This is a genomic window from Afipia sp. MLSD5-FHT05B12, from assembly GCF_058793355.1.
Map to the genome: position 1 here is coordinate 21,251 of NZ_JBXAFS010000008.1, position 26,367 is coordinate 47,617.

Sequence of the window (26,367 nt, forward strand, 5' to 3'; positions counted from 1 at the left end):
GGCGTCGTGGATATATTCGATCTCGATCAAGCGTTGATAGAACGATACGAATCGTTCGCACGCTCCTTTTCGGAGATCCACGCGCCGGAAATCCGCGCTCAGGTCGATGCTGCATATAATGAGCAGCGTTTTTGGCCGGAGCCCCTCATTACTATCAATCCGCATTTCGAGGCCGGTCATTCTGTCGATCAGCTTGTCGCTCAAGGCGTGTTGGATCCGGCCCTCAGCAATATATTCGCCAGCGGTCCTGACCGGGCGCCGATCAAGCTTCACCGCCACCAGGAGCGTGCTGTCGCGAAGGCGCGCAATGGTGAGAGTTTCATCGTCACAACCGGTACGGGGTCGGGAAAATCGCTCTGCTTCTTCCTGCCGATCGTCGATGCAGTCGTGCGCGCGCGGCGCGCAGGCGAAGCCCAGCGGACGCGCGCGATCATCATCTATCCCATGAACGCCTTAGCCAACAGCCAACTTGAGGAGCTCGAAAAGTTCATCGGCGGCTCAGGGGTGGAAGAGGAGCTGCGTCCGACCTTTGGTCGCTATACAGGCCAGGAGAGCGATGCGGATCGACAAGCCATCGCCAAGGCCAAGCCCGACATTTTGCTCACGAACTTCATGATGCTCGAATTGCTCATGACGCGTCAGGACGAGCTCGATCGCGCCGTCATCGCCAATGCAGGCGGCTTGGATTTCCTGGTGCTGGACGAATTGCACACATATCGCGGCCGCCAAGGAGCGGACGTTGCGATGCTGGTGCGTCGCGTCAAGGACCGTCTCGTCAAAGAGCGCAAGCTGCTCTGCATCGGCACCTCGGCGACGATGTCGAGCGCGCAAGATGAGATCGAGCGAGCAAGTGCCGTTGCTCGTGTCGGCAAGCTCATTTTTGGGGAAGAACTGAGCCCGGCCTCGGTCATCGACGAAAATCTTGCCCGGGCGACGGATCCCCGCATCAACAGCACAAGCCTCGAAGCAACACTCGTCGACGCGGTTCGATCGCCAATCCCTACCGGACTCAGGGACAAGGAGCTGTACAGCAATCCGCTCGCCTGCTGGATCGAGACTGAGATCGGACTTGCTGAAGGCGAAAAACTGCGCCGTCGCCCCCCGATGACGTTGAGCGACGCGACCTCCAAACTAGCAGCCCAGACGAAGATTCCCTCTGGGGAATGCAGAAACGCTCTTGCCAGGATGCTGTCTTTGATGGGGCGTCGCGAAGACCTCCGCGGCGGCATCAGCGACCGCGCATTTCTGGCGTTTAAGCTTCATCGATTTATTTCCGGCGCCGGCCATGCCTACGCAACGATCGAACCTGCCAGCGGCCGGCGTGTCGTGTTGGAGGGGCAGGTCTTTCATCCCTCCGACCCGAATGCGCGCTTATATCCGATCTTCTTTTGCCGAGAATGTGGCCAAGAACACCATAGCGTACGCATTGAGAATGCGCTCGATGGTATCCGGGTTCTTGCGCGGGCCATCGACGAGCCGGCGAGTGAAGCCCCAGAACCAGACGGCTCGCGAACCGGCTTCCTAATTCCCGCGGTCAATGGCGATTTCCAATTTGGCGGCGCCGTCGCTGACTATCCGGACGATTGGCAGGAAACCACGCCGGCCGGACAAGAACGCCTTAAAGGAGGGCATCGCGGCAAGCACGAGGGGCAACTCCTCTTTGTGAAGCCTGATGGGTCGCTCGGCGATGATGGGGTGCCAGCATGGTTCTTCAGCGGCAAATATCGCTTCTGCCCCCATTGTCGCCATCAGCCGCCTCAACAGGCACGTGACATCAACAAGCTAGCAGGCCTGTCGGCTGAAGGCCGCAGTTCGGCGACAACGCTTATCGTCTCGACCATCCTGGCTTGGATGGAGGCCGACGGCACGCTTGAGGAAAGCACCCGCAAGCTTCTGGGGTTCACAGACAACCGGCAGGACGCGGCCCTGCAGGCTGGGCATTTCAATGACTTCATTTTCGTCAGCTTGCTACGCGGCGGTATCTTACGTGCCGTGCGGGACGCAGGTGAGAAGGGCCTTGCGGACGTTCGATTTGGGGAGGCTGTTCGCAAGGCGCTTGGCTTCGATCTGGAGGAATTTGACCGGCTCTCCGATTGGATGGCCGATCCGCGCGTAAAGGGATTCCACAACCGGCAGGCCGCCGAGGAAGTGCTGACGTCGATCTTGGCGCATCGCGTATGGGCGGATCTTCGGAAGGGCTGGCGCTTCACAAATCCCAATCTCGAAGAAGCCGGCCTAGTGGAGGTGCGGTTTCCGGGACTGAGTGAACTCGCAAGCGATGACGAGGAGTTCTCCGACAATCCGCGACTGGCGGCCAGCACGCCCCAATTGCGGGCTCGGCTCTTCACGCTGCTTTTCGACTATATGCGTCGTGGCCTTGCGATTGCCACCGAAGCGTTGGATCGCCAGCGGATATTGCAGGTCGCCGAGACGTCCAGAAATCACCTGCGCGATCCTTGGCTGATCGATCAGAACGAAGAACAGGAACTGCGGCAGGCCGGATTCCTGATGCTCGATCCGCCGAGCAAGGCGGAGATCAGCGCGGCGGAAGATGTACTGATCGTACGAGCAGGCTGGCGGACGGCTTTGGGTAAGGCTCTGCGCGGCAAAGATCTGTGGGGGGAGCCGCTACCAGTCAAAGAGTATGACGATGTTATCGCCACGCTCTTGCGTGCGGCCGAAAATCACCAGGTCGTCCGGCGGGTGGTTACTGGCGGAGACGCTCCTGCGTGGCGCCTGTCATCGACCGCCTTGCGCCTCTTTCCAGCGACCAGGAGGGCTGACGGGAAACGTGAAAATCCGTTCTTCCGTGCGCTCTACGAAGATGTTGCGGAGATGCTGGGGCAGGAGGGCAACCTGCCTTTCGCCTTCGAGGCTCGGGAGCATACCGCCCAGGTCGACCAGAAAGTTCGTGCTTGGCGCGAGGATCGCTTCCGGTTCGGGAAGTCAGATATCGAAAGGATCGCCCAGAACCGGGACGAAATGCGCCAGGAAGGCGAACCCGCCAGTTTCCTTCCGGCGCTCTTCTGTTCTCCGACGATGGAGCTCGGCGTTGATATCAGCGCGCTGAACGCTGTCTTTCTCCGGAACGCACCGCCAACACCAGCAAATTATGTGCAGCGAGCCGGCCGTGCTGGCCGCAGTGGTCAAGCAGCGCTGGTCGTCACTTATTGTGCTGCGCAGTCCCCCCACGACCAATACTACTTCAACAATCGGCAAGGGCTTGTCGCGGGCGTGGTGAAGCCGCCAGCCCTCGATCTTGCCAATCGGGATCTGCTGCGGAGCCACCTCCATGCCGAATGGCTGGCGGCTGCCGTGGTGCCGCTGAAGCCAGCCATCCCTGAAAACTTGAACATGGCAACACCGGAGATGCCGATCTCCGATCCAATCCAAGCGGCGTTCGAAAAGCTTGCCGCAAGCGGAGCCGCAAAGCCTACGATGCGCCGCCTTCTTGACCAGACTGTCAGCGCGGTCGAGTTGGCCGACGCTCCGTGGCTGGCCGATATCGATGCCTTCGTCGATGAAACCAACCGGGAAGCCGCGCAGAATTTCGCAAGCAGTTTCAGCCGATGGCGGGAGCTCTACCGAAGCGCACGTCGCGAGCAGGATGAGGCGCATCAAATCCAGCAGAAGACGTCCTTCAAACCGGGTGAACGCAAAGAGGCCGCGCGCCGCCATTTCCGGGCGACTGAAGAACTTGACATGCTCGAGCGCGGACAGGCTTCGAACGGCTCCGATTTTTACACTTATCGGTATCTGGCAACCGAAGGATTTCTGCCGGGATACAACTTCCCGCGTCTCCCGCTCTATGCTTTCATCCCTGCGACCAAACGCGCGGCCGTCCTGCAAAGGCCGCGTTTTCTCGCGATTTCGGAGTTCGGTCCCAACAGCCTGATTTATCACGAGGGGCGGGCCTACCGGGTTGTTCGTGCGAAGCTGCCGGCGCACGGTCGCCTCGACGATGGCAAACTGGCAACAACCAGCCTCATCCTGTGCGGCGAGTGCGGAGCGGCTCACACGGATGATAAGCTTGAGCGATGCCACGCGTGCGGCGCTTCGCTGGCCGGTGTGGATCGGCTCGACAATGTCTATCGGATCGACAATGTCGAAACCGCACCGTCGTCTCGGATCACGGCGAATGATGAAGACCGGCAAAGGCGCGGTTTTGAAATCCAGACCGTTTTCCAGTGGCAATTCGAAAAGGGCGTTCCCGATATCCGCACGCTCACCTTGCGTTCGGAAGCAGGGCCGTTGCTGCTTCTCGATTATGGCGCGCGCGCGAAGCTATCGCGCGTCAACAAGGGACTTCGCCGTCGGAAGTCAAAGTCGATAAACGGGTTCTGCATCGATCCGACGTCAGGCCGATGGGTAAAGGATACGCTCAACGGCGGGGATGATGATGACATGGACGTCACGATCCCGAAGTCGCAGCGGATCGTGCCGATCGTCGAGGACCATAAGAACGCGCTTCTAGTACGGCCGCTTGCAAATTTTGACGAGCGGCAGATGGCAACCCTGCAGCACGCTCTTCTGCGAGGCATTCAGATTGTTGCCGAGCTTGAAGAGGGCGAACTCTTGGGCGAGCCGTTGCCTGAGCGCGAGGACCGCAAGGCAATCCTGCTTTACGAGGCGACCGAGGGGGGAGCAGGTGTTCTGAACCGCCTTGTCTCCGATCCGCGCCGAACGGCGGAGATCGCCCGTCAGGCGCTGGATCTCATGCACTATGATTTCGCGCCGGATGGGACTGGCCTCAAAGAGCGGTCGGATGCGTGCGTCGCTGGCTGTTACCGCTGCCTGCTCTCCTACTTCAACCAGCCCGACCATAATCTAATCGATCGTCGCGACGCGGAAGTCACGGCCTTTCTCTGCCAGCTCGCAGAACCTGAGGCGGTGCAAGCAGAGCCGGTGGAGGCCGCAAGGGGCTGGCTTGGTGCGATAGGCCGGTGGGGATTGCCAGCACCATCCCCGCGCAAGGTCGACGGCACTTTATACGAGCTTTATTGGCCAAGCTTTCAGGTGCTCGCGGTGTCAGGTCGTGTACCGGACGGGCTTGCTGCGGCATGCGCCGACTTGGGAGTGGATATTGTCGAGCTTCCCGATGTGCCGGGCGAAACCGCTCCGAGGGAATTGGTTGAATTGTTGGGGGCGGCATAGTGGAAGCGGTCAGATTTTCACCGGGTGATCTTGTCGAGGCGCGGGGACGCGAATGGGTCGTCCTTCCGTCTCCAGATGACGACATCCTCAATGTGCGGCCCTTGTCGGGCTCGGAGGCCGATGCGCAACGGATTGCGCTCGCGCTTGAAGTCAATCCCGTCAGGCCTGCGCGATTTGCTCCACCAACACCCGACCGGCGAGATACCCAGGACGGTGCGCGGTTGCTAGCAGATGCGCTGCGTCTGTCGCTTCGCCGAGGCGCCGGCCCGTTCCGGAGTGCCGCGCATCTCGGCGTGGAGCCGCGTGCCTATCAGCTCGTGCCGCTGATGATGGCCTTGAAGCTGCCGGTGGTGCGGTTGCTGATCGCCGACGATGTGGGGATCGGCAAGACGATCGAGGCGGGATTGATCGTCCGCGAGATGCTCGACCGTGGTCTGATCGACCGCTTCTCCGTGCTGTGTCCCCCCCACCTCGTCGAGCAATGGGTGAGTGAGCTTGCAGAGAAGTTCGACATTGACGCAGTGGCCGTGACCTCCGCTAGGGCGCGCAGGTTGGAGCGGGGGCTTCCCGCGGCTCAAAGCCTCTTTGAGGCCTATCCGCACACTGTCGTCAGCCTCGACTATATCAAGGCCGACAGCCGCCGCGACGAATTTGCCCGGGCGTGCCCGTCCCTTGTGATCATTGACGAAGCGCATGCCTGCATCGGCGGAGATCGCGGCAGACATCAGCGTTTCGAGCTTCTCGAACGCCTCGCCTCCGATGAGGAACGCCACATGCTGCTGCTGACAGCAACGCCGCACAGTGGTGATGAAGCGGCGTTCGATCGTCTGCTAGGCCTCATTAGCCCGGACTTCGCGGGAGGTCCCCAAGGCGATGAGAATGCGCGCACGCGATATGCACGCCGCCTTGCTCAACATTATGTCCAGCGGCGCCGGCCCGATATCACGGACTCCGGTTGGCACGAGAAACGGACTTTCCCTGTTCACCAGGTGAAGGACGAGCCTTTCAGTCTCAGCGGCGAGTTCGGCGCCTTCCATGATCGCGTCCTGGATTATTGTCTTGCTGTTACGCAGCGCGCCGGTGCTGACCAGCGCAGTCGACGGCTCGCTTTTTGGGGGACGCTCGCGCTCATGCGATGTGTCGGCTCCTCGCCGGCGGCTGCAACAAATGCACTACGCAATCGCCTGTCCGGAGTGGCGGACGAAGAGGCGATGCAGCCCGTTGTCTTCGACGAAGATGAAGGCCTGCTCGACCAAGGCGACGTGGAGCCCGGCACGGCCAGCGCGAGCGCCGAAGAGCGTGGTGAACTCGCCGAGCTGATCGCGATTGCAGAGACCCTTGATCGCCGCCGTGGCGAGGATCCCAAGGTGGCACGGCTGCTGAAGGTTCTAAAAGGGCTGCTTCAGGAAGGAGCCAAACCGGTCATTTTCTGCCGGTTCATCGCAACGGCGGAGGCGCTGGGTGAAGAGATCAAGCGCGCCTGGCCAAAGGCTGACGTGGCAGTAGTGACAGGACGCCTGCCGCCCGAAGAGCGGCGAAGTCGCGTCGATCAGCTTGAAGACTCCGAGAGCCGAATCCTCGTCGCGACGGACTGTCTGTCCGAGGGCATCAATTTGCAAGCGCTGTTCGATGCCGTCGTACATTACGATCTGAGCTGGAATCCGACCCGTCACCAGCAGCGTGAAGGGCGTGTCAACCGATTTGGTCAGCGTTCGCCAGTCGTCCGCTCCGTGACGATCTTCGGCGACAACAGTGCGATCGATGGCGCTGTCTTGCAGGTCATCCTGCGGAAAGCGGACGCCATTCGTAAGGCGACGGGCATTTCGGTTCCGATGCCCGAAGACAGCGAAGGCGTGACCTCCGCGCTCATGCAAGCACTCATGCTTCGTGCCGGCGGCCATCGAGAGCAGTTGGCTTTCGATTTCGGCCTTTCCAGCGAACGCCTCGACAGCAAATGGCGCGACGCTGAGGAAAACGCGAAAGCAAGCCGCGCGCGCTATGCGCAAGGTACGCTAAAACCCGATGAGGTGCTGCCGGAGTGGCGCCAGATGCGCGCGCTAAACGGTGGTCCGGCCGAAGTCGCACGCTTCACGGAACGTGCTTTGAAGCGCGCCGGTGCGCCGTTAGAGAAAGCCGGACAGCATCATCTAGTGCATCTGAACGCGATGCCCGACGCCATCAAGGAACGCTTGGAGGCGCGAGGTCTGCGAGGGACGCGAAGGGTTGGCTTCGAGGATGATCCGGCGCCGGGCGTGACGCATCTCGGGCGCGTCCACCTGCTTGTCGCAAGCTTGGCGGAGAGTTTGGCGGAGGGGGCGCTGGATCCGGAAGGGGCGGCATTCCGTCCCCTTGGCCGGTGCGGCGCCTGGCGCACCCGCGTCGTCGCCCAGATGACAACACTGATGCTTTTGCGCCTTCGCTTCAAGCTCATCACCAGCGGCCGCACAAACCGCCTGCTGCTAGCCGAGGAAGCGACGGGTATCGCGTTCGGCGGAATGGCCCCGGCGCCCATTCTCGAAGGACATTCTGCCCTTGAGCTTCTCGAGGCGGAGGCGGCCGGAAATCTTGATGAACTCGCCGCTGCGCGTCAGCTCCAGAGAGCTCATGAACGACTGGCGAGCTACCAATCGGCGATAGAGGCCTTCGCAGCCGAACGCGGAGCCGCGCTTTCTGCTGACCATCTTCGGCTGACGGAAGCCGCGCGCGGCGGGGCGACGGTCGAGGTCGTTCCCGTTTTGCCAGCGGACATCATAGGTCTCTATGTCCTCCTTCCGGAGGGCGAGTGATGGCCCGGCATCTTAAGCGCACCGCCAATATCGGGCTCACCGCTGTCTCGATCGAGGGAGGATTGATCTCTCCCGATCAGGTTGCGGTGATCGCCGCCACGGCTCCAGACCAGAAAGCAGCCGCGGAATACGGCTGCCCCAAAGGAACGAACCTGCGTGACGAGATCACGCGCTATTTCAGGATCGGCCAAGCGCATTGGCAGGCATATGCCAGATTGGCTGCGCCGACCGAGATTCAGACTACCGCCTTTGTTAAGAGCCTGCTTGAGGAGGCGTTCGGGTTTGAAGGCCTGTACGGCCCAAATCTTCACCAGCAGGATGGTCATACTTATCGGATCACCCTTGAGGCAAAGGGCGGCAGGGTGCCCGTCGTCGTGGCCGCACCTCTGTCTGAAGCAGATGCGTTCACTAAATCGCTTCCGCACCTTGGCGACGATCATGGCGGCACGATCCCGAGGCGTTCGCCGAGCGTGTTGCTTCAAGACTGGCTAAACGCGAACGCCGAATTCTTATGGGGTCTAGTCTTTGCCGGCGACCGCCTCCGCCTCATGCGGGACAACGCCAGCTTCACCCGCCCAACCTATATCGAAGCGGATTTGGGGGCCATATTCCGGGACGAGATGTTCGCGGACTTCACTGCGACGTGGTTGCTGATCCATGCGACTCGTTTCGGCGGGGAGAATGCTGCTGCGGCCGATTGCGCGTTGGAGCGCTGGCGCGAGGCTGGATTACGAGCCGGAACCGCGGCGCGCGATCGACTTGGAAAGAGCGTCAAGGAAGCATTGCTGGCGCTTGGCCAAGGGTTCCTGGATGCGAACCCCGACCTGCGGGTGAAGCTCGATGAAAATCATACCAGCATGCATGCCTGGTTTGAGCAGCTACTACGCGTTGTCTATCGTTTGATCTTCCTGGCAGTCGCGGAGGATCGGGAGCTTCTACATGGACCCGACGCATCGGAAGCGGCTCGTGATCTCTATGCTTCCGCTTACGGCTTCAGCCATATGCGAGATCGGTCGGCTCGACGTTCCTCGCACGACCACCATCATGATGCTTGGGAAGCGGCGAAGATCGTCTTCAGGGGACTGGAGCACGGCGAGAAGCTACTCGGATTGCCGGCGTTAGGCGGCCTTTTCACGCGCGGTGAGACTCTCGATCTTGACGATGCGAAGCTGCCGAACCGCGCCTTCCTACGGGCCATCTTTCACTTGAGCTGGCTCATCGAAGATGGGCGGCGTGTGCGCGTAAATTGGCGCGACATGGCTACGGAGGAACTTGGCTCCGTATACGAGGGATTGCTTGAGCTTGTTCCGGTCCGCGAGGAGCATGGCCGGCGTTTCGGCTTCGCTGAAGCCGATGAGGCGAAGGGCAATGCGCGCAAGACTTCCGGCAGCTACTATACGCCAGATAGCCTCGTGCAGACGCTGCTCGATTCGACACTTGAGCCTGTACTCACACGGGCTGAGGCGGAGGGGGGCGCCGAGGCAATCCTCAAGCTTTCGATAATAGACCCCGCCTGCGGCTCTGGCCATTTCCTGCTTGGCGCCGCGCGCCGGATGGCGGCGCGAGTGGCGCAGTTGCGCGATAACGAGGCGCCCGATTACCCAGCAGCGATGCGCGATGTTGTCCGCCATTCAATCCATGGCGTCGACCGCAACCCGATGGCGGTTGAACTCGCGAAGGTCGCGCTTTGGATAGAGGCGTTAGAGCCGGGTAAGCCACTTACCTTTCTCGACAGCCATATCCGCTGCGGTGACAGCCTAATCGGTGTTTTCAGTGTCGAGGCGTTGCGCGAAGGAATTCCCGATGAAGCCTATGAGCCTTTGGCGGGAGACGACAAGGAACTGTCGAAGGTTCACCTTCGGCGCAACAAGGAGCAGCGCGAGGGCAAAGGTTCAACAGGCTTCCTCGCCAGCCTCAAGCCACCAGCAGCACTTATCGACGCAGCGCGGATGCTGGCGGAGATGCCCGAGAATACGCTAGCCGAGATTGCCGCTAAGGAGAGGGCCTTCAACCAACTTCACAACGGGCCGGGCTGGTTCAATTTGAAGTTGGCCTGCGATGCTTATGTGGCTGCGTTCTTCCAGCCTAAGACCGGTGCCGTGCCAGAGCCAGGCGACATAGCGGCGACAACGATGCCCGAAACTGATCACATGTGGGCCGCAGCGCGGGGCGATGCGCTCCCTAACCTGCTCATAGGGGTGATCGACAGGACGGCAAGCGGAGTGAGTGCGTTCCATTGGCCGCTTGAATTCCCGGCCATCATGGCGCGCGGCGGTTTCGATGTCGTGGTGGGCAATCCTCCATGGGAAAGGATCAAGCTGCAGGAGCAGGAGTTCTTCGCAGCGCGCGATCCCGAGATTGCCACGGCGCCGAACAAGGCGGCGCGCTCAGTGCTCATTAAGGCGCTGAAACAGGCCGAACCCGGCACTGCACGGGCAGATCTCGCCGCCGAGTTTGAGTTCGCCAGCCGTGCTGCGGAGGCGGCCAGCGTATTTGTGCGCAAGAGCGGTCGGTTCCCACTCAGCGGCATGGGCGACGTCAACACCTATGCATTGTTTGCGGAACATTTTGCTCGTCTGGTCAGACCGCAGGGACGAGCCGGCGTTATCGTTCCGACAGGAATCGCGACCGATAGTTCGACGAGTGCTTTCTTCGGCGATCTTGTGGCAAACAACCGGCTCGCGACGCTGCTAAGCTTTGACGAGATCAGGAGGTGGTTTCCAACCACCGACGATCGAAAGTCATTCTCCCTGCTGAGCATCGGTGCCTCTAGCGGCGGAGTCCGTGCCTCATTTGAGATCGGACAGCTCGATCATTTGGCCGACGAGCGAAGGCAGATCGAGCTCACTCCTGAAGATTTCGAGTTGTTCAATCCGAACACGCTGACCGCGCCACTTTTCCGCACCAGGGCCGACCGCGATCTGACTCGTAAGCTCTACCGGGCTGCGCCGGTGCTGATCCGCGATCGGCCCGGTCATCCGGATGGCGATGCGAACCCGTGGGGCATTACCTTTCAAACGCTGTTTCACATGTCGAACGACAGCGGGTACTTCCGCACAGCCGCTCAGCTTATGGCGGAGAATTTTCGACGTGACGGGACGGATTGGTGCAGTGCCGATGGGCGGCGTTATGTTCCGCTTTTAGAAGCGAAGATGATTCATCATTTTGACCACCGCTTCGGCTCGTATGCCGGTCTTTCGGAGCGGCCGGGTGATGGTTCGCTGCCCTCGACGCCGGATGCGATCAAGGCCGATTCGAACTACGAGGCAGATCCTTGGTACTGGGTGCCGCTGGCCGAGACGGAGATGCGGGCAGCTCGCGTGCCCGCTCGGCTTAAGCAATATTTTCGGAAGGACAATGCCGAGGGCTGCCTGAAGGTGCTAGCGCAATGGGTGCTCGGCACGCTCGATCCAGGCGATCTTCAAGCAAGCAACTTGGCGCGTTCCGCTGACCGGGCGCGGTCGCATTTGCGCGACGTGCTAGGCCCGCGTTCCCTTGAGCGCGGCATCGTCGGTGGCACTTTCGCGACTTGGCTCAACAAAAACGCTGATGGCGCGCGCGAGATGGGCCGCGAAACGCCACTATCAGAAGACGACGTCGCTTTCATCAAGGCGCAGGGTGGAGACCCGCTTGCGCTCACGGCTGCGCTTATTAGTCGTAAACAGCCGCGTTGGCTGATGGGGTGGAGAGATATCTGTCGCTCGACGGACGAACGGACAGTGATTGCGTCCGTCTTTCCCAAGGTCGGAGCGGGCGACAAGATTTTGATGATGCATCACACGCGCGGGGTGGAGACTGCAGTCCCGCTTCTGGCGAATTTGATCTGTTTGCCACTCGATTTCGCTGCACGCCAGAAGGCTGGGGGTACGTCCTTCAAATATTACTACATGAAGCAACTGCCGGTTCTTGGCCCGCACCAATTCACCCGCGAGGATCATGCCTTCATTGCGTCGCGCGTGCTCGAACTCACCTATACCTCGCACTCAATGCGCCTTTGGGCCGAAGACCTAGGCCATTCAGGCCCGCCGTTCGCCTTCGATTTGCTGCGCCGCGCGGCTTTGCGTGCCGAACTCGATGCGCTGTTCGCATTCAAATACGGACTAACACGAGATGAGCTTCGCTATGTGCTCGATCCGGCCGATACGCAGGGGGCGGATTATCCCTCGGAAACCTTCCGCGGTCTTAAGCGTAACGAGGAATCCGCGCTAGGCGAGTTCCGCACACGTCGCCTTGTGCTCGAAGCCTACGACCGGCTGTCGGGATCGCATTTGGCGAGTGGACCAATTGAGTTTCGCTCCACTCGACCAGCGCGGCTTGAGGTCACTCTGCCGGACGCTGCATGGGCCCGGGCTCAACAATCCAGTCCTGGAGAAATGGGCGCCATCTTGGCCGCGGTTCTCAAGGCGATGGATGTGCCAAAGCCGATCCGAAACGTTCGGCTGGCGGCTGCATTCGTCATGGAGCCGCGCTTGATCGTTCCGCTCCTGCCTCCTGCCAAAGCTGCAGAATGGCGCCGCCTGGTGGGGGCAGAGGCCGATCCTTTTGCCGGCAATGTCACGACATTCGTCGCGCGAAACAACACAGCGTGGGGCGCCTCTCTGCGAAACCACCGTGGCAATGGGCGACTGGTGGAGGATCTCAAGCGTGGAACATGGGCACCTGGCCCCGGCTTGGACACCATCGACACTTCTGGATGGCCTGACGGTCGCGCAGGTTTCGTATTCGGTGCGTTGGAGGACATCAACCTAGATGCGGCGGTGGATTCGCTGCCCGCTGACATACAGCAGTGGGTGATCAATGCCGCAGCAGCCTGACCTCCTCGGCCCGCAGCTTCTGACGGTCACGCCCGCTGAAGGGTTGGAGGGGCCGCGGCTTTGGGTTCGACGACTGGTAATATGGAAGGAGCCCGGTGGAGAGAAGGTGCGGGACATCGAGCTTCGCCCCGGTCTGAACATCGTCTGGTCACCCGACGGAGCAGATGATGCCGCTTCGCTAGGTCAAGCAAATGCTGTCGGGCATGGTAGTGGCAAAACGCTTTTTTGCCGGCTTATCCGCTATTGCCTTGGTGAGGATCGCTTCGCCACGGAGCCTCAGCGTGATCGGATTGGCACGGCATTCCTGAACGGCATCGTGGGTGCCGAGGTCATACTAGACGGAATCTGCTGGGCGATCGTTCGCCCACTTGGCGTGCGTCGGCGACACATGGCTGTACCGGGCGGCAATCTCGATGAGATCGCCGCTGGTGAGGGTGCTTCAACGGGTATGGAGCCGTTCATCCAAGCGGTTGATCAGCAAATCATTACCACGGCGCTTGCCCAATTGGTTCGCCCGCAAGCAACCGGGTCTATTTGGCCGATCGCGCTCGCCTGGCTCACGCGGGACCAAGAGTGTCGATTTGACGATGTCCTTGACTGGCGGTCGCCGACCTCGGACTCCGATTCACCGATGCCCGCGAGCGGACAGGAAAAGGGACCAAGGCTTGAGGCGCTCCGTTCGTTTCTGATGGCGATCACGCCTGAGGAACAGGCCACGCGTGGTGAAGTGAATAGCCTCGGCGAGGAGCGCCGAGTCCTGGATCAAGAGATTGGCCATCGCCGGTGGGAAATCGAACGCACGCAAACACGGCTCGTTACGGGGCTCGGCCTTGAGGGGCAGTCGCTTCCAGAGATGCCATTGCTGATCGACCTCATGCGTAGGTCCGCCAGCACGCGCTTGGCGTCGGCAAGTAAGGTTCCGACTGGCGGCGACGCTGAACTCGCGGCAGCACGCGAGCAACGAGAGGCCGCGAGAAATGAATGGGCGCGCCTCGAAGGCGAACGTATCCGTATCGGGGCGCTAATGCCCGCTGAAGAACGCACATTGGCGATGATACGCGGGGAATTGCCGGGGCTTTCCTATTCGAAAGTCGAGGCTGAAAGCCCGATCTGCCCGATATGCGAAGTCCCCATCGACCAAGCTCTGGCAGAGGGCTGCAAGCTCTCGCACAAAATTCCTGATGCCGAAGCCTGCCGGCAGCGTTGGAATCAACGACAAGCTGATCACGACTCCCAAGCGAAGCGAGTTGAAGATCTGCGGCAAGAGCAGACGCAGCTCCTGCCTCAGATTGCTCTGGCCAAGCAGCACTTCGATCGATCCGTCGATCACGTCACGAACATCGAGAAGGCCCGCGATGCCCGAGATTCCACTTGGTACGCCGCCCGCAGGCTCCAAGACGATGTTGAGCGCCTTGCTGAACTCTTCGAAACGCAGGAGGCGGGTATCAAGCGTCTGCGCGAACTGGGCACAAAACTTGAGACCGAGAGAGAGCGGCTGGGCGCCTTTCGCGACAAACAGGCCCGCGTTTTCGGACGCATGAGCGAGAAGTTCGACCCGATCGTCCGAGGGTTAGTCGGCCACGATGCAAAGGGTCGGATCACCCTTAGCGGGAATGGGCTTGATCTGTCGGTAGACATGGGGGGTGACCGCAGGACAGCCGCGATCGACTCTCTTAAGGTGTTGGCTTTCGACCTCGCTGCGATGTGCGTGAGTATCGAAGGCGCGACGCGTGTGCCGTCATTTCTGCTTCACGACAGCCCACGTGAGGCCGACCTTGGCTTGTCGATTTATGGACGGCTCTTCGATATCGTTCAGGATTTGGAACGCGTCGGCGGAAAGCCACTGTTTCAGTACATCGTAACGACAACAACGGCGCCTCCAACCGAGTTCAGGGAACGTCCGTACCTGCAGCTAAAATTGCATGGCGATCCGCCCGCGCAGCGCTTGCTCGGGGTCGATTTATGACCAGCACCGAAGGGCGTCTTACAGCTTATCCGTTCGTCCTTCTCTCTGAGTTGCGCGATGCCGCGAACGAACATGGCTACCGCATTGGTCCTGAACAGGCCGGTGGATGGATCTTTTTCCGATCAGGCAGTGCGCCGGGGGAGATCGGACTGGCCGCCGCGAGTGCGTCCGGTCCGTTCTTTCTGTCCTTGATGTTGCCAGGAGTGGTGCGAGGGCTGGACGCTCAAGCCGCAGCTCCCTGGGCCAAAGGCCACGCAGGGGCCTTCATGTTTGCCACGCGTGATGAGCTGTATGCCGGAGTCCAAGCGGCGTACCGCCTGTCAGTCAGTTTGCCCAACTTTCCTCTTGAGAAATTCGAAAGGGCCGTGGCGGGGATCGGTGAGACTGAAGGGGAACGCGCTCAAAAATTCAGGATCGGACAGAACATCTTTCGCGATGCTCTGATGGAATACTGGAACGGAACCTGCCCGTTGAGTGGAATTTCGAGTCCTGCGCTGCTGAGGGCCTCGCACATGATCCCATGGTCCGATTGCTCGTCCGACGCGCAGCGACTCGACGTGCATAACGGACTTCTGCTGTCCGCCCTGTGGGACGCGGTATTCGATGCGGGGCTGGTGACATTTGATGACGATGGATTGGTTTTGACTTCTGCTCGTTTGGAGGATGCTGCGCTTGAAGCGCTCTCCTTAGATAAAGCACCGAGGCTGCCGTTGCGCGATGAGCATCGGCCTTACTTGGCCCATCATCGCAACCACGTTTGGATCCGGAATTGACGGCGGTAGGCGCTCCGAGCCTGCATGGAGGTTGGGTTGGACTTCGAAGATCTCGTGACTGCCCTGGAGCCCCCGCCGAACCATGTCGGCACTGCCGCGCAGCCTGCGGAGCTTGAGAAATGAGCAAGCCCGTGTCGACAGCGGGACTGGGGACGTCGACCAAGCTGATCGCCTTGACCAAGCATACGAAGCACGGCCACGTACCAAGCCCGGTCTCGCCGCATTTCCTGGCACCGCCGGCCCAGCCGGTCCTGTCGTTCAATTCGACTGCCTTGGCGGCCGCGATCGCGAGGACGGCGACGACTTGGGATGATGCACCCGTCGTGCTGCTCGACGGATTGCAGCAAAGTGCTCTGATCGAACTGGAGACTTTGCTCCAGGACGGATCAGCTTTTGCGCTCGAATCTCATTTCAAATTCCTCGCGGATACCGCCGGGTCGCAGTTTGCGGCCAAGGTCGGCGCCGGCATTGCCCACCTCTACATGGATGCTCTCGGTTACGCATGGAGAGCGAACGCGGCGTGCCTCTCCTCGTCGCTCGATCCCCATGCGGATTTCATTTATGAAGGTGGCAACGCGTCCGGGCACGGTGTCGTCCTCGCCGAGGCGCACGGTTCGTTCGCCAAAGATGCGAGCGCTGCCAAGATAGCGAATGCGGCGAAGAGAAAGTACGCAAAGCAAGTTAAGCCCTTTGTCGCGAAGCCGTCGCCGTTTGGAGAGATCATCCACGGCTATTCGATTGCATTCGGGTCGAAGCCGACGGTAGCCGGGAGCTTCCTGGCCGTTTCGGAAACGCGGATCCCGAAGCCGCGAAAAAGAACTCCACCGCCAAGCGTCCCGCAGAGAGGTGCGATAGCAGAAGGTACGCCGGCGCCGATGGCTCTTGCGACCCATCGCTCGAACTTTCTCTTGATGGGCGCGCCGGAGGTAACGAATTGGATCGACTGGATCCGCTTGCCAGACTCCCCAGCTCCCGAGCGACATGAAATCCCGTTTCTTCGATTTGACTATGCCGGGCGAGCCTATTTGGCGGCGCCTCCGTGGCTTTTGCGGCCAGGCAGCCCTCCTTGGTGGATCGAGGATTTCTTCGATCATCCAGAGTGGTGGCGGCTTGCTCGGCGCGCACGTTTGTCGCCACCGCGGCACCCTGGCTTTGACTTCGGCTGGTTCGCGATCGAGGAGAAGGCTGGAAGCGAATTCTTGAACGCGCTGAGCAATGCGATCCGCAATCGAGCGGTGGGGCTGCCGACGACGATGAGGCTTCCAACCGTCGAACCAACAGGCTTTTCGTTGTCCGCGGAAGATCGCATTGCTCGGGCCGACGCGGATGAGCCTTACCAGTATGCGCTTTTCCGTGACGGCTTGGCCCTTCTGGGAGAGCCGTTCCGAGGGCGGCCGCGCGATGTGGTTGTTTGGTCGCCAGATGGAGGGATGGCGCTCGGATGATGCGCATCGGGTCGCGTCGCACAGCGCACTGTGCTATGAGTTCGTGACGGTACTTTTTTGGTTTGCAGCGAGGCTCATCCGCGTCGTCGAAGATGGGTCTGAGCGGCGATCGACCTCGATAGATATCGAAACCGCAAAAAAAATTTTCGTGAGATTTTCCCTTTAAAATCAAGACCGTAATATTTTGACGGCCCGAGGGTCGGCTTTTGGCGTCGAAGGCAAGAAAAAACCCAGCTAGATCAATGGCCTAACTGGGTTTAGAACAATCGAGTGGGAGTGAGGGAAATGGCGATGATAGGCGGCTAGCCATTGCCACCGTGCGCGGCGATGAACATGGCGACGGCCGACCGGCAATAGGATTCGATTTCGTCCTCTGCTCTCGCCTCATCGAAGCGTGCGATAGTCAGGAGATCGGATCCTTTGAAAAGCGCGGCAAACAAGCGGGCGGACCGGAGAGGATCGGGCACGTTCAGAACCGCCTTCGCGTGCAACTGACGCAACAGGGCCTCGATTTGGGCGATGACATGGGCGGGGCCGGCTTCGTAATGGAGCTTGCTTAACGACTTTTGGTTCGTCTTGTCGGCCATGACCATGGCTTCGACACTGCGGACGTCTGATCTCAACAGCGTGCGAAGCAGTGATGATCCCACCGCTATGAGCTGATCTTCGACCGAACCGTCGACGCCTTGAAGAAGGGCCTGTGGTGCAAACAACTGATGGCAGCCGGCCGCCATGGCTGCGCTGAACAGCGCCTCCTTGTTCTCGAAGTGCCGATAGATGCTGAGCTTGGATATCTTCGCTCGCTGGGCGACCTTGTCCAATGTCGTCGCTTGAAAACCCAATTCCACAAAGAGTTCGCCCGCGGCGTCGACTATCCTTTGGCCAAGCGCCTCGTTGGCGGGCCGGCCGCGCCGCCCCTGGCTATTTTCGGTCACGACAATTCCAGTACTTGACAGTATTCTAATTCTTGCATTACGATACCATGGAGTATCTGAAATGTGCAAGCCAATGGGTAGGCAACCTGTCCTCCAAATCAAGTTTCCCGGGCCGCCCGGCGATATCGAATGCGGCATTGTCCGGCCGGCCAAAACAGTGATGGGCGACATGCAACGACGAGCCCTGCTGAAGCTGGCCGCGCTTTCCACCATCGGCCTCGCCCGCGCCCAGGCCAACCCGTCTCCCTCCATCCGCAACACCGAGCCCATCACCATGAATGACGTTATCATCATTGGCGGCAGCTTTGCCGGACTCGCCGGCGCCCTGCAGCTCGGCCGTGCCCGCCGCAAGGTCACCGTTCTCGATACCGGCCTGCCGCGCAACCGCTTCGCTGAACACTCGCATGGTCTGCTCGGCCACGATCACAAGCCACCGTTGGACATTCTGGCCGAGGCGCGGCAGCAACTAGCGCGTTATCCCACGGTCAGGCTGGTCAATGCCCGGGCCGACAGCATCTCTGGCAACATCGACAATTTCTCCGTCCTCACTGGCGATGGCGAAAGCCTTGGGGCGCGCCGCCTGATCCTGAGCTATGGCATCGTTGACCAGATGCCTGACGTTCCGGGTTTTGCCGAAGGCTGGGGCGGGTCTATCGTGCCTTGCCCCTATTGCGACGGCTTTGAAGTCGCCGGCCAGCATTGGGGCCTCGTCTGGTCCGGCCCGCAGTCGCGCAACCAGGTCAGGCTGTTCCACGATTGGACCGACAGGTTAACGCTCTTCGCCGATGGTCATGACATTCCGCCCGATATCCGGGCCGATCTGGCTCGCCGCAACGTACCTGTCGTCGATGGCCGGATCACCAAGATCGCCCATCATGGGCATAACGCCACCGTCAATCTCGAAACCGGCCCCGATGTCGCGGTCGACATCCTGTTCGCGCATCCGCGCAACAAGCCGTCCGCAAGCCTGCATGAAGCGCTGGGTCTCGCCACGGTCGATACGCCCCTCGGCATCGTCCTCAAGGTCGATGAGCGCCGCGAAACCAGCATGCCCGGCATCTACGCCGCCGGCGACCTCGCCAACCCCCTCATGCCCTCGGTCACCACCGCATCATGGCAAGGCGCGATGGCGGGTATCTTCGCCCAGCAGTCGATGCTGGTTTGAGAGCATAGATTGGAGATGAGCATGGCCGTCGAACCGGATAGCGCGGGTGTGCGCTTCCCTCCGCCCTTCGTCTATCTGGGAGCGCTGCTGTTGGGGTTGGCGGCGGAGCGGTTCGTCACCCTGCGCTCTTTCGGCATCGACTGGCGGTTGCTGGTCGCGACGGGCGCGCTGCTGTTCGTTGCCGGCGCGGCGATGATGCTTGCGGCGGCGGGGCTGTTCCGGCGGCTGGGCACCAACGTTCCGCCGTCGCAGCCAACGACCCTCATCGCAACGACCGGTCCTTATCGGTGGACCCGCAATCCCATGTATCTCGGCATGGCGCTTGTCTATGCCGGCCTTGCGATCGGGCTCGACGGGCCGATCGCCTTCGCCTTGCTCCCGTTGGTGCTGATCGCGATCCAGACGCAGGTGATCGCCCGCGAGGAGCGCTATCTCGAAGCGAAGTTCGGCGACGACTACCGCCGCTACAAGGCCGAGGTTCGCCGATGGCTCTGACTATTGCGCCGCTGCCGCCTGCGGGGCCTTCTGATAAACCAGCACCGGCTTCCTTGCCGCGAGCTATCATATTCTGAAGGTCGCGTTGTCACGGAGCGCGAGTCCGCTCTCCACTGACGGGTGTCTTTTGCCGGTCAGTGGGTCCGGAAATGCGATCGACTTCGACATGGGAGGTGGTGTCGGCGGGGTGACCGATGCTGACGATCTGTCCTCACCGGATCATCGCTGAGACGCGGGGCGGACACCGTTGCCGATCAACTCCGCTTCGGCCTTTTCACCGCGCGCAGCTTTCCGCTCTTTCCACCTCCGCAGAAGAAACGATCGCCGCCATCGGACTCGAGTCCCGAAATGCCATATCCTGACGGCATAGCGAGTTCCTCAAGAACGTCTCCGGTCTGCGGATCAATGCGCCGCAACGCGCTCTCGTCGCCTTCCCAGGTTCCGTGCCACAGCTCGCCATCGACCCAGGTGACGCCGGTGACAAAGCGGTTCGACTCAATGGTGCGGATGATCGCTCCTGTTTCGGGATCGATCTGATGGATCTTCTTCTCGCGGTACTGCCCGACCCAGAGCGAGCCCTCGGCCCAGGCCATGCCTGAATCGCCGCCGTCGCCGGGCGCGGGGATGGTCGCAAGCACGCGCCCGGACTTTGGATCGATCTTCCGGATGTTCCTCTCGAAGATCTGAAACAGATGCCGTCCATCGAAGGCCGTTCCTGCATGGGCAGGGATATCGATGGTCTGCACGGTCCTGCCACTCCGCGGATCGAAAGCATTCAGCCTGTCACCGGACGCGAACCAGACATTGCTGCCATCGAATGTCACTCCGTGGACGTCTTCCGCGCCGGGGAAGGGACCGTACTCGCGAAGGATTTCTGCTGCCGCTCGTTTCATGATGAACCTCTGTTGATGCGATGGCCCGATCCTAATCGCCGGGCAGGGCAGCAGGGAGTAACAATGCCGTCGTGAATCCCGGCACCGGCGGCGTCATCCAGCGGCGGGCACGTGCGCGGCCGACCGATTGAACCTTGCCGGCGTCGGCAAGCTCGTCGAGCGCCCGCTGCACGGTGCGCTGGCTGGCACCGAGCGCAAGCGCGAGCGCCGAACTCGACCACGACTCGCCGTCGGCAAGGAAAGCAAGCACCGATGCGTGCTCCTCTTCGACCGGCGTTGCCAGCACGACGACATCGCGCGCGCGAAGCGGAGCCAGCGCGAACCCGTCCCTGGTCGCGGCGATGTCGGCCAATGGCCGCAGCGCCTTGCGCAGCCGCCCGATCTCGACGCGCAGCCGCGCGCGATGGGAGTCATCGGCGTGCTTCGCCCGGAATGCCCGTGCGAGCAGCGCGCTTCGCGACACGTCTTTCGGCCATGCTCCGGCGAGCGCGCGGGCCAGCGTGAACAACACCGGACGTCTTGCGAGCGAGACGATTGTGTCCGTGCTGCGCACCGCATAACGGCAGGCGTCCACGACCAGCGCTTTTGACGCCAGCAGCGCTTCGACCTCTTCGAGCAGGAGAGGGCGGGCCTCGCCGCGCGCAATGAGGCGCGCCGCGGGTGTATTCAGAACGCGCGACGCGTTTTCGATCTCCGCCAGAAGCGCCGGGATCCGAGCATCGCGTGCCGCGCGTTCAGCGCGATCGAGCGCGGTGCGCGCGTCCCTCGTGCGGAGACGCCGCATCGCGATGCCGGCCACGACCAGTTCATGCGCGGCCCGCCACGCAGGCGGGAGCGGTGTCGGGTCGAGTTCGATAAGTGCGCGTTCGGCTTCATCGAGGCGTCCGATCAGGAGCAGACGCCGGACTTCGAGATGCCGCGCATGCGCCGCGTTCACCCAGTCGCCGTGCTTTTCAAGCGCTGCCCGCGCCGCTTCGAGCGGCTTCGTCGGCCAGCCGAGATCCCGCGAGACCAGTGCGATCTCGGCTTCGGCGACGACGCACCTTGCGCGGGCCACAGCTTCTTTCGGACCGAAGGCGCGTGCCGCCTTTTGCAGAAGGGTGCGCGCCCGGACGAGATCGCCGAGCTGGGCCATCGCGATGCCCCGGAGCGCGAGGGCGGGCGGATCGTTGCGCAGCGCAACCCGGTTCAGTGCTCCGAGGGGATCACCCGTTGCCAGCGCGCGGGCCGCAGCCGTGATCAGCGAGTCCATCGGAATCCCGCCAAACTTGTCACTCCCGCCATGCGCTGTCCGGCCCTTACTCTATCCCGGAACACGAACGATCGGCAGTGAACGGCGTTACGTTCCAGCCCGAAAATACGAGAAATTCGGAGGTTCCGATGACCACGATACCATCACCTGACAAGGGCCGGAAAGAAGGACAGCACGCCATGAACACACCGCCGATTGTATCGCCGCAAGAATGGGAGGCTGCGCGCGAGCGGCTTCTCGTCAAGGAGAAGGCGCAGACGCGCGCCCGTGACGCGCTGGCCGCCGAGCGGCGGCGGATGCCGTGGATGGCCGTCGAGAAGACATACACGTTCGACGGACCGAACGGCAAAGTGAGCCTGCTCGATTTGTTCGAGGGCCGCCATCAGCTGATCGTCTACCGCGCCTTCTTCGAGCCCGGTGTCCACGGCTGGCCGGACCATGCCTGCATCGGCTGTTCGCTGGGGGCCGATCAGGTGAGTAACCTCGCCCATCTGAATGCGCGCGACACGACGCTTGTTTATGCCTCACGCGCGCCGCAGGCCGACATCGCGCGCCTGAAGGCGCGGATGGGCTGGGAGCACATCCCATGGGTGACTATCACCGACAGCTTCGATGCCGATTTCGGCGTCGATCAGTGGCACGGCCACAACGCCTTCATCCGCGACGGCGCGCGCATCTTTCGCACCTACCTCATCAACACCCGTGGCGACGAAGCGATGGGGACCGTCTGGAGCTACCTCGACATGACCGCGCTCGGGCGTCAGGAGGAGTGGGAGGACTCGCCGCAAGGTTATCCGCAGGAGCGGCCGTACAAGTGGTGGAACTGGAACGACAGTTACGTTCCGGGCGCCGCGCCTGACCCGAAGTGGATCGCGGTGTCGGATGCCGGGGAGGAAGCGTTCCGCAAACGCGACGGCATGCACACATGATCTCCGACAGGACTCGCTCAGGCGGTCATGAGATCGTCTCGCTTCAAGGGTGGCTCAATGCAGCCACCCTCGGCGCAGCCAAATGGCTGGCCCTCGCGGCTGCGCCGACCTTTGCGATCATGGCGCTGGTGACGGGCGCTCCTGGTGAAAATACGCCGGCAATGCTTTGCGCACATAGTGCGTCACCGTTCAGCGGCATGGCCGCTATGTATGGACTGATGAGCGCCTTCCATCTGACGCCGTGGTTGAAGCTGATCTCCGGTCGGTAAAGCTGGAGACAATCTTCCATCTCGCCTAACCGATCCGTGATTGGATGACATCGATCGTTCCGGATAGTCTTCGGGCGACTGAACAACAATGATGCCGGGGGCGAGAGTCCCGGCAACGAGGATGGATGTGATGACAAGTTCGACGCGTCGCGCGGTGCTGGCTGGAGCATTGCCGGTGGCCGCGGCACTGGTGCTGCCGCGTTACGCACAGGCAGCCGAGGCCCTTCCCAGAATGACTGTCAACCGCGATCCGGCGTGTGGTTGCTGCGGCGGCTGGATTGCGCATGTGAAGGCTGCCGGTTTTCCAATCGATGAAATCGAGTCGGCCGATCTCGCGCCGCTCAAGACGAAGCTCGGCGTGCCGGTGGAACTCTCCTCCTGTCATACGGCTGAAATCGGCGGCTACGTGATCGAAGGGCATGTGCCGGCCGATGCGGTCAAGCGCCTGCTTGCCGAGCGGCCGCAAGCGAAAGGCCTGGCCGTCGGCGGCATGCCGGTTGGGTCTCCGGGAATGGAAGTCGAGGGAAGTCCGCCCGATACATATGACGTCGTTCTGTTCTCGGCTGACGGACAACGCGTATTCGCGCGCTATCGCGGGACGCAGGCGATTTGACTATCCGCCGCCCGCCATCTCCCGCGCGATGCTGACGAAGCGCTCGATGGTCGGCGTGGTGTCTCCGGTGCGCCATGTGATGCCGGTCTCCAGGATCGGTGCGGTACCCGCCAGATCGACATAGCGCACGCCGGTGCGCGCGAGATTGCGCAGCGAGGCGGGGACGAGCGCGATGCCCATGCCGGCGGAGACCAGACTGATGATGGTTTGCATCTGGATCGCTTCCTGCGCGATCCGCGCCTGTCCGCCGAGAGCGGTGTAGTAGCCGGTCACGAGATCATGGAAGGCGGGAGCGCTTTGCCGGGGAAAGATGATGAGCGGTGCGCTGACTACGGAGTTAGACGCGAGGCGGCCTTCCGACAACGACAGCGTCCCGTCGGCGAGCCAGCTTTCCGGCACGGCCGCGACCAGCAATTCGGTGACAAGCGGCAGATAAGAGAGCTGTCTGGGCAGCGCTGCGTTCGGCGGCGGGATCACGAGGCCGACGTGACCGTGGCCCTCGAGCAGGTTTGCGATCTGCACATTGCTGGTCGCCTCAGTCAGCGAGATCTCGACATTGGGAAAGAGTGAAGCATAGCGGCGCACCAGCAGCGGCAGGATGCTGTAGTCGGCGGTGCTGACAAAGGAGAGCGCGAGATGGCCGGCGGTGCCGTCGCGTAGTTGTTGCGCAATCTCGGGCAGGGCCTTCACGCTGTCGAGCGCGGTGCGCACATGGGTCAGCCATTGTGCGCCGAACGGCGTCAGCGCCACGCTGCGTTTGGTCCGCACGAACAGCGTCGTGCCGAGTTCGCGCTCCAGTGTCATGATTGACTGGCTGAGCGGCGGCTGGGTCATGCCGAGGCGCTCGGCGGCGCGGCCGAAATGCAGGGTGTCGGCCACGGCCGCGAAATGCCTGAGCTGGCGGATGTCCATTTGATACTTTAAGCGACCTAGTTACCTCTGAATAATATATTTTACAGCGCCGGATAACCCCTTTATTGGAATCGTTCCAATAAAAGAGGGAACACTCATGCCGGCATACCGCTCCAGAACGTCCACCCACGGCCGCAACATGGCCGGCGCACGCGGCCTTTGGCGCGCGACGGGCATGAAGGATGCGGATTTCGGCAAGCCGATCATCGCCATCGCCAACAGCTTCACCCAGTTCGTGCCTGGCCATGTGCATCTGAAAGATCTCGGGCAACTCGTCGCCGGTGAGATCGAGACCGCGGGCGGTGTCGCCAAGGAGTTCAACACCATCGCTGTCGATGACGGCATCGCGATGGGCCACAGCGGCATGCTCTATTCGCTGCCGAGCCGCGAGCTGATCGCGGACGCCGTCGAGTACATGGTCAACGCGCATTGCGCCGACGCGCTGGTGTGCATTTCCAACTGCGACAAGATCACCCCCGGCATGCTGATGGCCGCGATGCGGCTGAACATCCCGACCGTGTTCGTTTCGGGCGGGCCGATGGAAGCCGGCAAGGTCGCGGTGAAAGGTGCGAAGCGCTCGGTCGATCTGATCGACGCGATGATCGTCGCCGCCGACGACAGCTACACCGATACGGAAGTCGCGGCGGTCGAGCGCTCGGCGTGTCCGACCTGCGGCTCCTGCTCGGGTATGTTCACGGCCAATTCGATGAACTGTCTGACCGAAGCATTGGGCCTGTCGCTGCCGGGCAACGGTTCGGTGCTGGCGACGCATGCGGATCGCGAACGGCTGTTCCGCGAAGCCGGACATGTGATCGTCGATCTTGCGCGCCGCTGGTACGAGCAGGACGATGCGACCGCGCTGCCGCGCAATATCGCGAACTTCGCGGCGTTCGAGAATGCCATGAGCCTCGATATCGCCATGGGCGGATCGACCAACACCGTGCTGCATCTTCTGGCCGCGGCGCAGGAGGGCGAGATTGATTTCACGATGGCCGATATCGACCGGCTGTCGCGCCGGGTGCCGTGTCTTTGCAAGGTCGCACCGGCCAAGAGCGACGTTCACATGGAAGACGTTCACCGCGCCGGCGGCGTGATGGCCATTCTCGGCGAACTCGAACGCGCCAACTTGATCGATACAAGTTTGCCGACCGTGCATGCGCCGACGATGGCCGATGCCCTCAACCGCTGGGATATCGGACGCACCAACAGCGAGTCCGTGCGCAACTTTTTCCGCGCCGCGCCCGGCGGTGTGCCGACGCAGGTGGCTTTCAGCCAGTCCGAGCGGTGGGACGACCTCGACACCGATCGTGAGAAGGGCGTGATCCGCTCCGCGCAGCATCCGTTCTCGAAGGACGGCGGACTTGCGGTGCTGTTCGGTAACATCGCGCCGGAAGGCTGCATCGTGAAGACCGCGGGTGTGGATGAATCGATCCTCACGTTCCGCGGCACGGCGCATGTCTTCGAAAGCCAGGACGACGCGGTGTCCGGCATCCTCGGCAACAGGGTGAAGCCGGGCGAGGTCGTCGTGGTGCGCTATGAAGGACCGAAGGGCGGCCCCGGCATGCAGGAGATGCTGTATCCGACCAGCTATCTGAAGTCGAAAGGGCTCGGCAAGGTTTGCGCGCTGGTGACTGACGGCCGGTTCTCGGGCGGAAGCTCGGGCCTCTCCATCGGCCACGTCTCGCCGGAGGCCGCTGAGGGCGGACTGATCGGACTGGTGGAGACAGGCGATCCGATCCTGATCGACATTCCCAACCGCATCATCAGCGTCGAACTCGACGAGTCCGTTCTCGCGGCGCGGAGCGCGGCAATGGAAGCCAAGGGCAACACCGCCTGGAAGCCGGTCGACCGCAACCGCGTGGTGTCGCCGGCGCTGCGCGCCTATGCGGCGCTGACGACCAACGCCTCGCGCGGCGCGGTTCGCGACGTGTCTCAGGTAGAGAAGTAACAACTCATGCTGACGCGG

The 26,367-nt window shown here is 61.7% G+C and carries 16 protein-coding genes; 12 read left to right on the top strand and 4 right to left on the bottom strand.

The window, feature by feature from the left end; all coding sequences use genetic code 11:
* The first annotated feature begins 6 nt into the window (after nucleotides 1-6).
* From AC1Q6J_RS12580 to AC1Q6J_RS12605, 6 genes are all read left to right on the top strand, one after another.
* A complete protein-coding gene (locus AC1Q6J_RS12580) occupies nucleotides 7-5,154 on the top strand; it encodes a DEAD/DEAH box helicase (RefSeq protein ID WP_492279614.1) in 5,148 nt (1,715 codons plus the stop codon).
* Complete coding sequence (locus tag AC1Q6J_RS12585) at nucleotides 5,154-7,940, top strand: DEAD/DEAH box helicase (RefSeq protein ID WP_492279615.1); 2,787 nt, start codon at nucleotides 5,154-5,156, stop codon at nucleotides 7,938-7,940. Before AC1Q6J_RS12580 ends, AC1Q6J_RS12585 begins: the two co-directional genes overlap by 1 nt.
* A complete protein-coding gene (locus AC1Q6J_RS12590; protein WP_492279616.1) occupies nucleotides 7,940-12,754 on the top strand; it encodes an Eco57I restriction-modification methylase domain-containing protein in 4,815 nt (1,604 codons plus the stop codon). The genes AC1Q6J_RS12585 and AC1Q6J_RS12590 overlap by 1 nt, the downstream gene beginning before the upstream one ends.
* A complete protein-coding gene (locus tag AC1Q6J_RS12595; RefSeq protein WP_492279617.1) occupies nucleotides 12,738-14,720 on the top strand; it encodes a chromosome segregation protein SMC in 1,983 nt (660 codons plus the stop codon). The genes AC1Q6J_RS12590 and AC1Q6J_RS12595 overlap by 17 nt, the downstream gene beginning before the upstream one ends.
* The gene (locus tag AC1Q6J_RS12600; protein WP_492279618.1) at nucleotides 14,717-15,493 is read left to right on the top strand and encodes an HNH endonuclease; all 777 of its coding nucleotides are present in this window, start codon (nucleotides 14,717-14,719) and stop codon (nucleotides 15,491-15,493) included. The genes AC1Q6J_RS12595 and AC1Q6J_RS12600 overlap by 4 nt, the downstream gene beginning before the upstream one ends.
* Nucleotides 15,494-15,612: 119 nt before the next feature.
* The gene (locus AC1Q6J_RS12605; RefSeq protein WP_492279619.1) at nucleotides 15,613-16,938 is read left to right on the top strand and encodes a hypothetical protein; all 1,326 of its coding nucleotides are present in this window, start codon (nucleotides 15,613-15,615) and stop codon (nucleotides 16,936-16,938) included.
* Between the two features lie 302 nt (nucleotides 16,939-17,240).
* Here the strand turns inward: AC1Q6J_RS12605 and AC1Q6J_RS12610 are convergent, their stop codons facing one another.
* Nucleotides 17,241-17,873 carry a TetR/AcrR family transcriptional regulator gene (locus AC1Q6J_RS12610; RefSeq protein WP_492279620.1) on the bottom strand — a complete coding sequence of 211 codons (633 nt, stop codon included), beginning with the start codon at nucleotides 17,871-17,873 and terminating at the stop codon, nucleotides 17,241-17,243.
* Nucleotides 17,874-18,147: 274 nt separating this feature from the next.
* On the opposite strand from AC1Q6J_RS12610, the gene AC1Q6J_RS12615 reads away from it, so the two are divergent.
* Nucleotides 18,148-19,038 carry an NAD(P)/FAD-dependent oxidoreductase gene (locus AC1Q6J_RS12615; RefSeq protein WP_492279756.1) on the top strand — a complete coding sequence of 297 codons (891 nt, stop codon included), beginning with the start codon at nucleotides 18,148-18,150 and terminating at the stop codon, nucleotides 19,036-19,038.
* Nucleotides 19,039-19,059: 21 nt separating this feature from the next.
* Entirely contained in the window at nucleotides 19,060-19,533 is a 474-nt protein-coding gene (locus AC1Q6J_RS12620; protein ID WP_492279621.1) for a methyltransferase family protein, read from the top strand.
* A 254-nt stretch (nucleotides 19,534-19,787) separates the two neighbouring features.
* Here AC1Q6J_RS12620 and AC1Q6J_RS12625 read toward each other — a convergent pair whose 3' ends face one another.
* Together AC1Q6J_RS12625 and AC1Q6J_RS12630 are read right to left on the bottom strand one after the other, a co-directional pair.
* Nucleotides 19,788-20,426, bottom strand: coding sequence for a Vgb family protein (locus tag AC1Q6J_RS12625; protein WP_492279622.1), 639 nt, complete (start codon nucleotides 20,424-20,426; stop codon nucleotides 19,788-19,790).
* Between the two features lie 31 nt (nucleotides 20,427-20,457).
* Nucleotides 20,458-21,678 carry a helix-turn-helix domain-containing protein gene (locus AC1Q6J_RS12630; protein ID WP_492279623.1) on the bottom strand — a complete coding sequence of 407 codons (1,221 nt, stop codon included), beginning with the start codon at nucleotides 21,676-21,678 and terminating at the stop codon, nucleotides 20,458-20,460.
* A 128-nt stretch (nucleotides 21,679-21,806) separates the two neighbouring features.
* Here AC1Q6J_RS12630 and AC1Q6J_RS12635 point away from each other — a divergent pair, with 128 nt between their 5' ends.
* The 3 genes from AC1Q6J_RS12635 to AC1Q6J_RS12645 all read left to right on the top strand — a co-directional run bounded on the left by AC1Q6J_RS12635 (nucleotide 21,807) and on the right by AC1Q6J_RS12645 (nucleotide 23,489).
* Nucleotides 21,807-22,607, top strand: coding sequence for a DUF899 domain-containing protein (locus AC1Q6J_RS12635; protein ID WP_492279624.1), 801 nt, complete (start codon nucleotides 21,807-21,809; stop codon nucleotides 22,605-22,607).
* Nucleotides 22,604-22,876 (top strand): hypothetical protein, encoded by a 273-nt coding sequence (locus tag AC1Q6J_RS12640; protein ID WP_492279625.1) that lies wholly within the window; start codon nucleotides 22,604-22,606, stop codon nucleotides 22,874-22,876. Before AC1Q6J_RS12635 ends, AC1Q6J_RS12640 begins: the two co-directional genes overlap by 4 nt.
* 130 nt (nucleotides 22,877-23,006) lie before the next feature.
* Nucleotides 23,007-23,489 carry a DUF411 domain-containing protein gene (locus tag AC1Q6J_RS12645; RefSeq protein ID WP_492279626.1) on the top strand — a complete coding sequence of 161 codons (483 nt, stop codon included), beginning with the start codon at nucleotides 23,007-23,009 and terminating at the stop codon, nucleotides 23,487-23,489.
* Here the strand turns inward: AC1Q6J_RS12645 and AC1Q6J_RS12650 are convergent, their stop codons facing one another.
* Nucleotides 23,490-24,401 carry a LysR family transcriptional regulator gene (locus AC1Q6J_RS12650; protein WP_492279627.1) on the bottom strand — a complete coding sequence of 304 codons (912 nt, stop codon included), beginning with the start codon at nucleotides 24,399-24,401 and terminating at the stop codon, nucleotides 23,490-23,492.
* Between the two features lie 97 nt (nucleotides 24,402-24,498).
* Here AC1Q6J_RS12650 and ilvD point away from each other — a divergent pair, with 97 nt between their 5' ends.
* On the top strand, nucleotides 24,499-26,349 hold the full coding sequence (gene ilvD, locus AC1Q6J_RS12655) for a dihydroxy-acid dehydratase (protein ID WP_492279628.1): 1,851 nt from the start codon (nucleotides 24,499-24,501) through the stop codon (nucleotides 26,347-26,349).
* Nucleotides 26,350-26,367 lie beyond the last annotated feature (18 nt).

Coding starts and splice junctions, on each gene's coding strand:
- AC1Q6J_RS12590 (WP_492279616.1), top strand. CDS start 7,940: ATGGCCCGGCATCTTAAGCGCACCGCCAATATCGGGCTCACCGCTGTC.
- AC1Q6J_RS12595 (WP_492279617.1), top strand. CDS start 12,738: ATGCCGCAGCAGCCTGACCTCCTCGGCCCGCAGCTTCTGACGGTCACG.
- AC1Q6J_RS12600 (WP_492279618.1), top strand. CDS start 14,717: ATGACCAGCACCGAAGGGCGTCTTACAGCTTATCCGTTCGTCCTTCTC.
- AC1Q6J_RS12605 (WP_492279619.1), top strand. CDS start 15,613: ATGAGCAAGCCCGTGTCGACAGCGGGACTGGGGACGTCGACCAAGCTG.
- AC1Q6J_RS12615 (WP_492279756.1), top strand. CDS start 18,148: ATGAATGACGTTATCATCATTGGCGGCAGCTTTGCCGGACTCGCCGGC.
- AC1Q6J_RS12620 (WP_492279621.1), top strand. CDS start 19,060: ATGGCCGTCGAACCGGATAGCGCGGGTGTGCGCTTCCCTCCGCCCTTC.
- AC1Q6J_RS12625 (WP_492279622.1), bottom strand. CDS start 20,426: ATGAAACGAGCGGCAGCAGAAATCCTTCGCGAGTACGGTCCCTTCCCC.
- AC1Q6J_RS12630 (WP_492279623.1), bottom strand. CDS start 21,678: ATGGACTCGCTGATCACGGCTGCGGCCCGCGCGCTGGCAACGGGTGAT.
- AC1Q6J_RS12635 (WP_492279624.1), top strand. CDS start 21,807: ATGACCACGATACCATCACCTGACAAGGGCCGGAAAGAAGGACAGCAC.
- AC1Q6J_RS12640 (WP_492279625.1), top strand. CDS start 22,604: ATGATCTCCGACAGGACTCGCTCAGGCGGTCATGAGATCGTCTCGCTT.
- AC1Q6J_RS12645 (WP_492279626.1), top strand. CDS start 23,007: ATGACAAGTTCGACGCGTCGCGCGGTGCTGGCTGGAGCATTGCCGGTG.
- AC1Q6J_RS12650 (WP_492279627.1), bottom strand. CDS start 24,401: ATGGACATCCGCCAGCTCAGGCATTTCGCGGCCGTGGCCGACACCCTG.
- ilvD (WP_492279628.1), top strand. CDS start 24,499: ATGCCGGCATACCGCTCCAGAACGTCCACCCACGGCCGCAACATGGCC.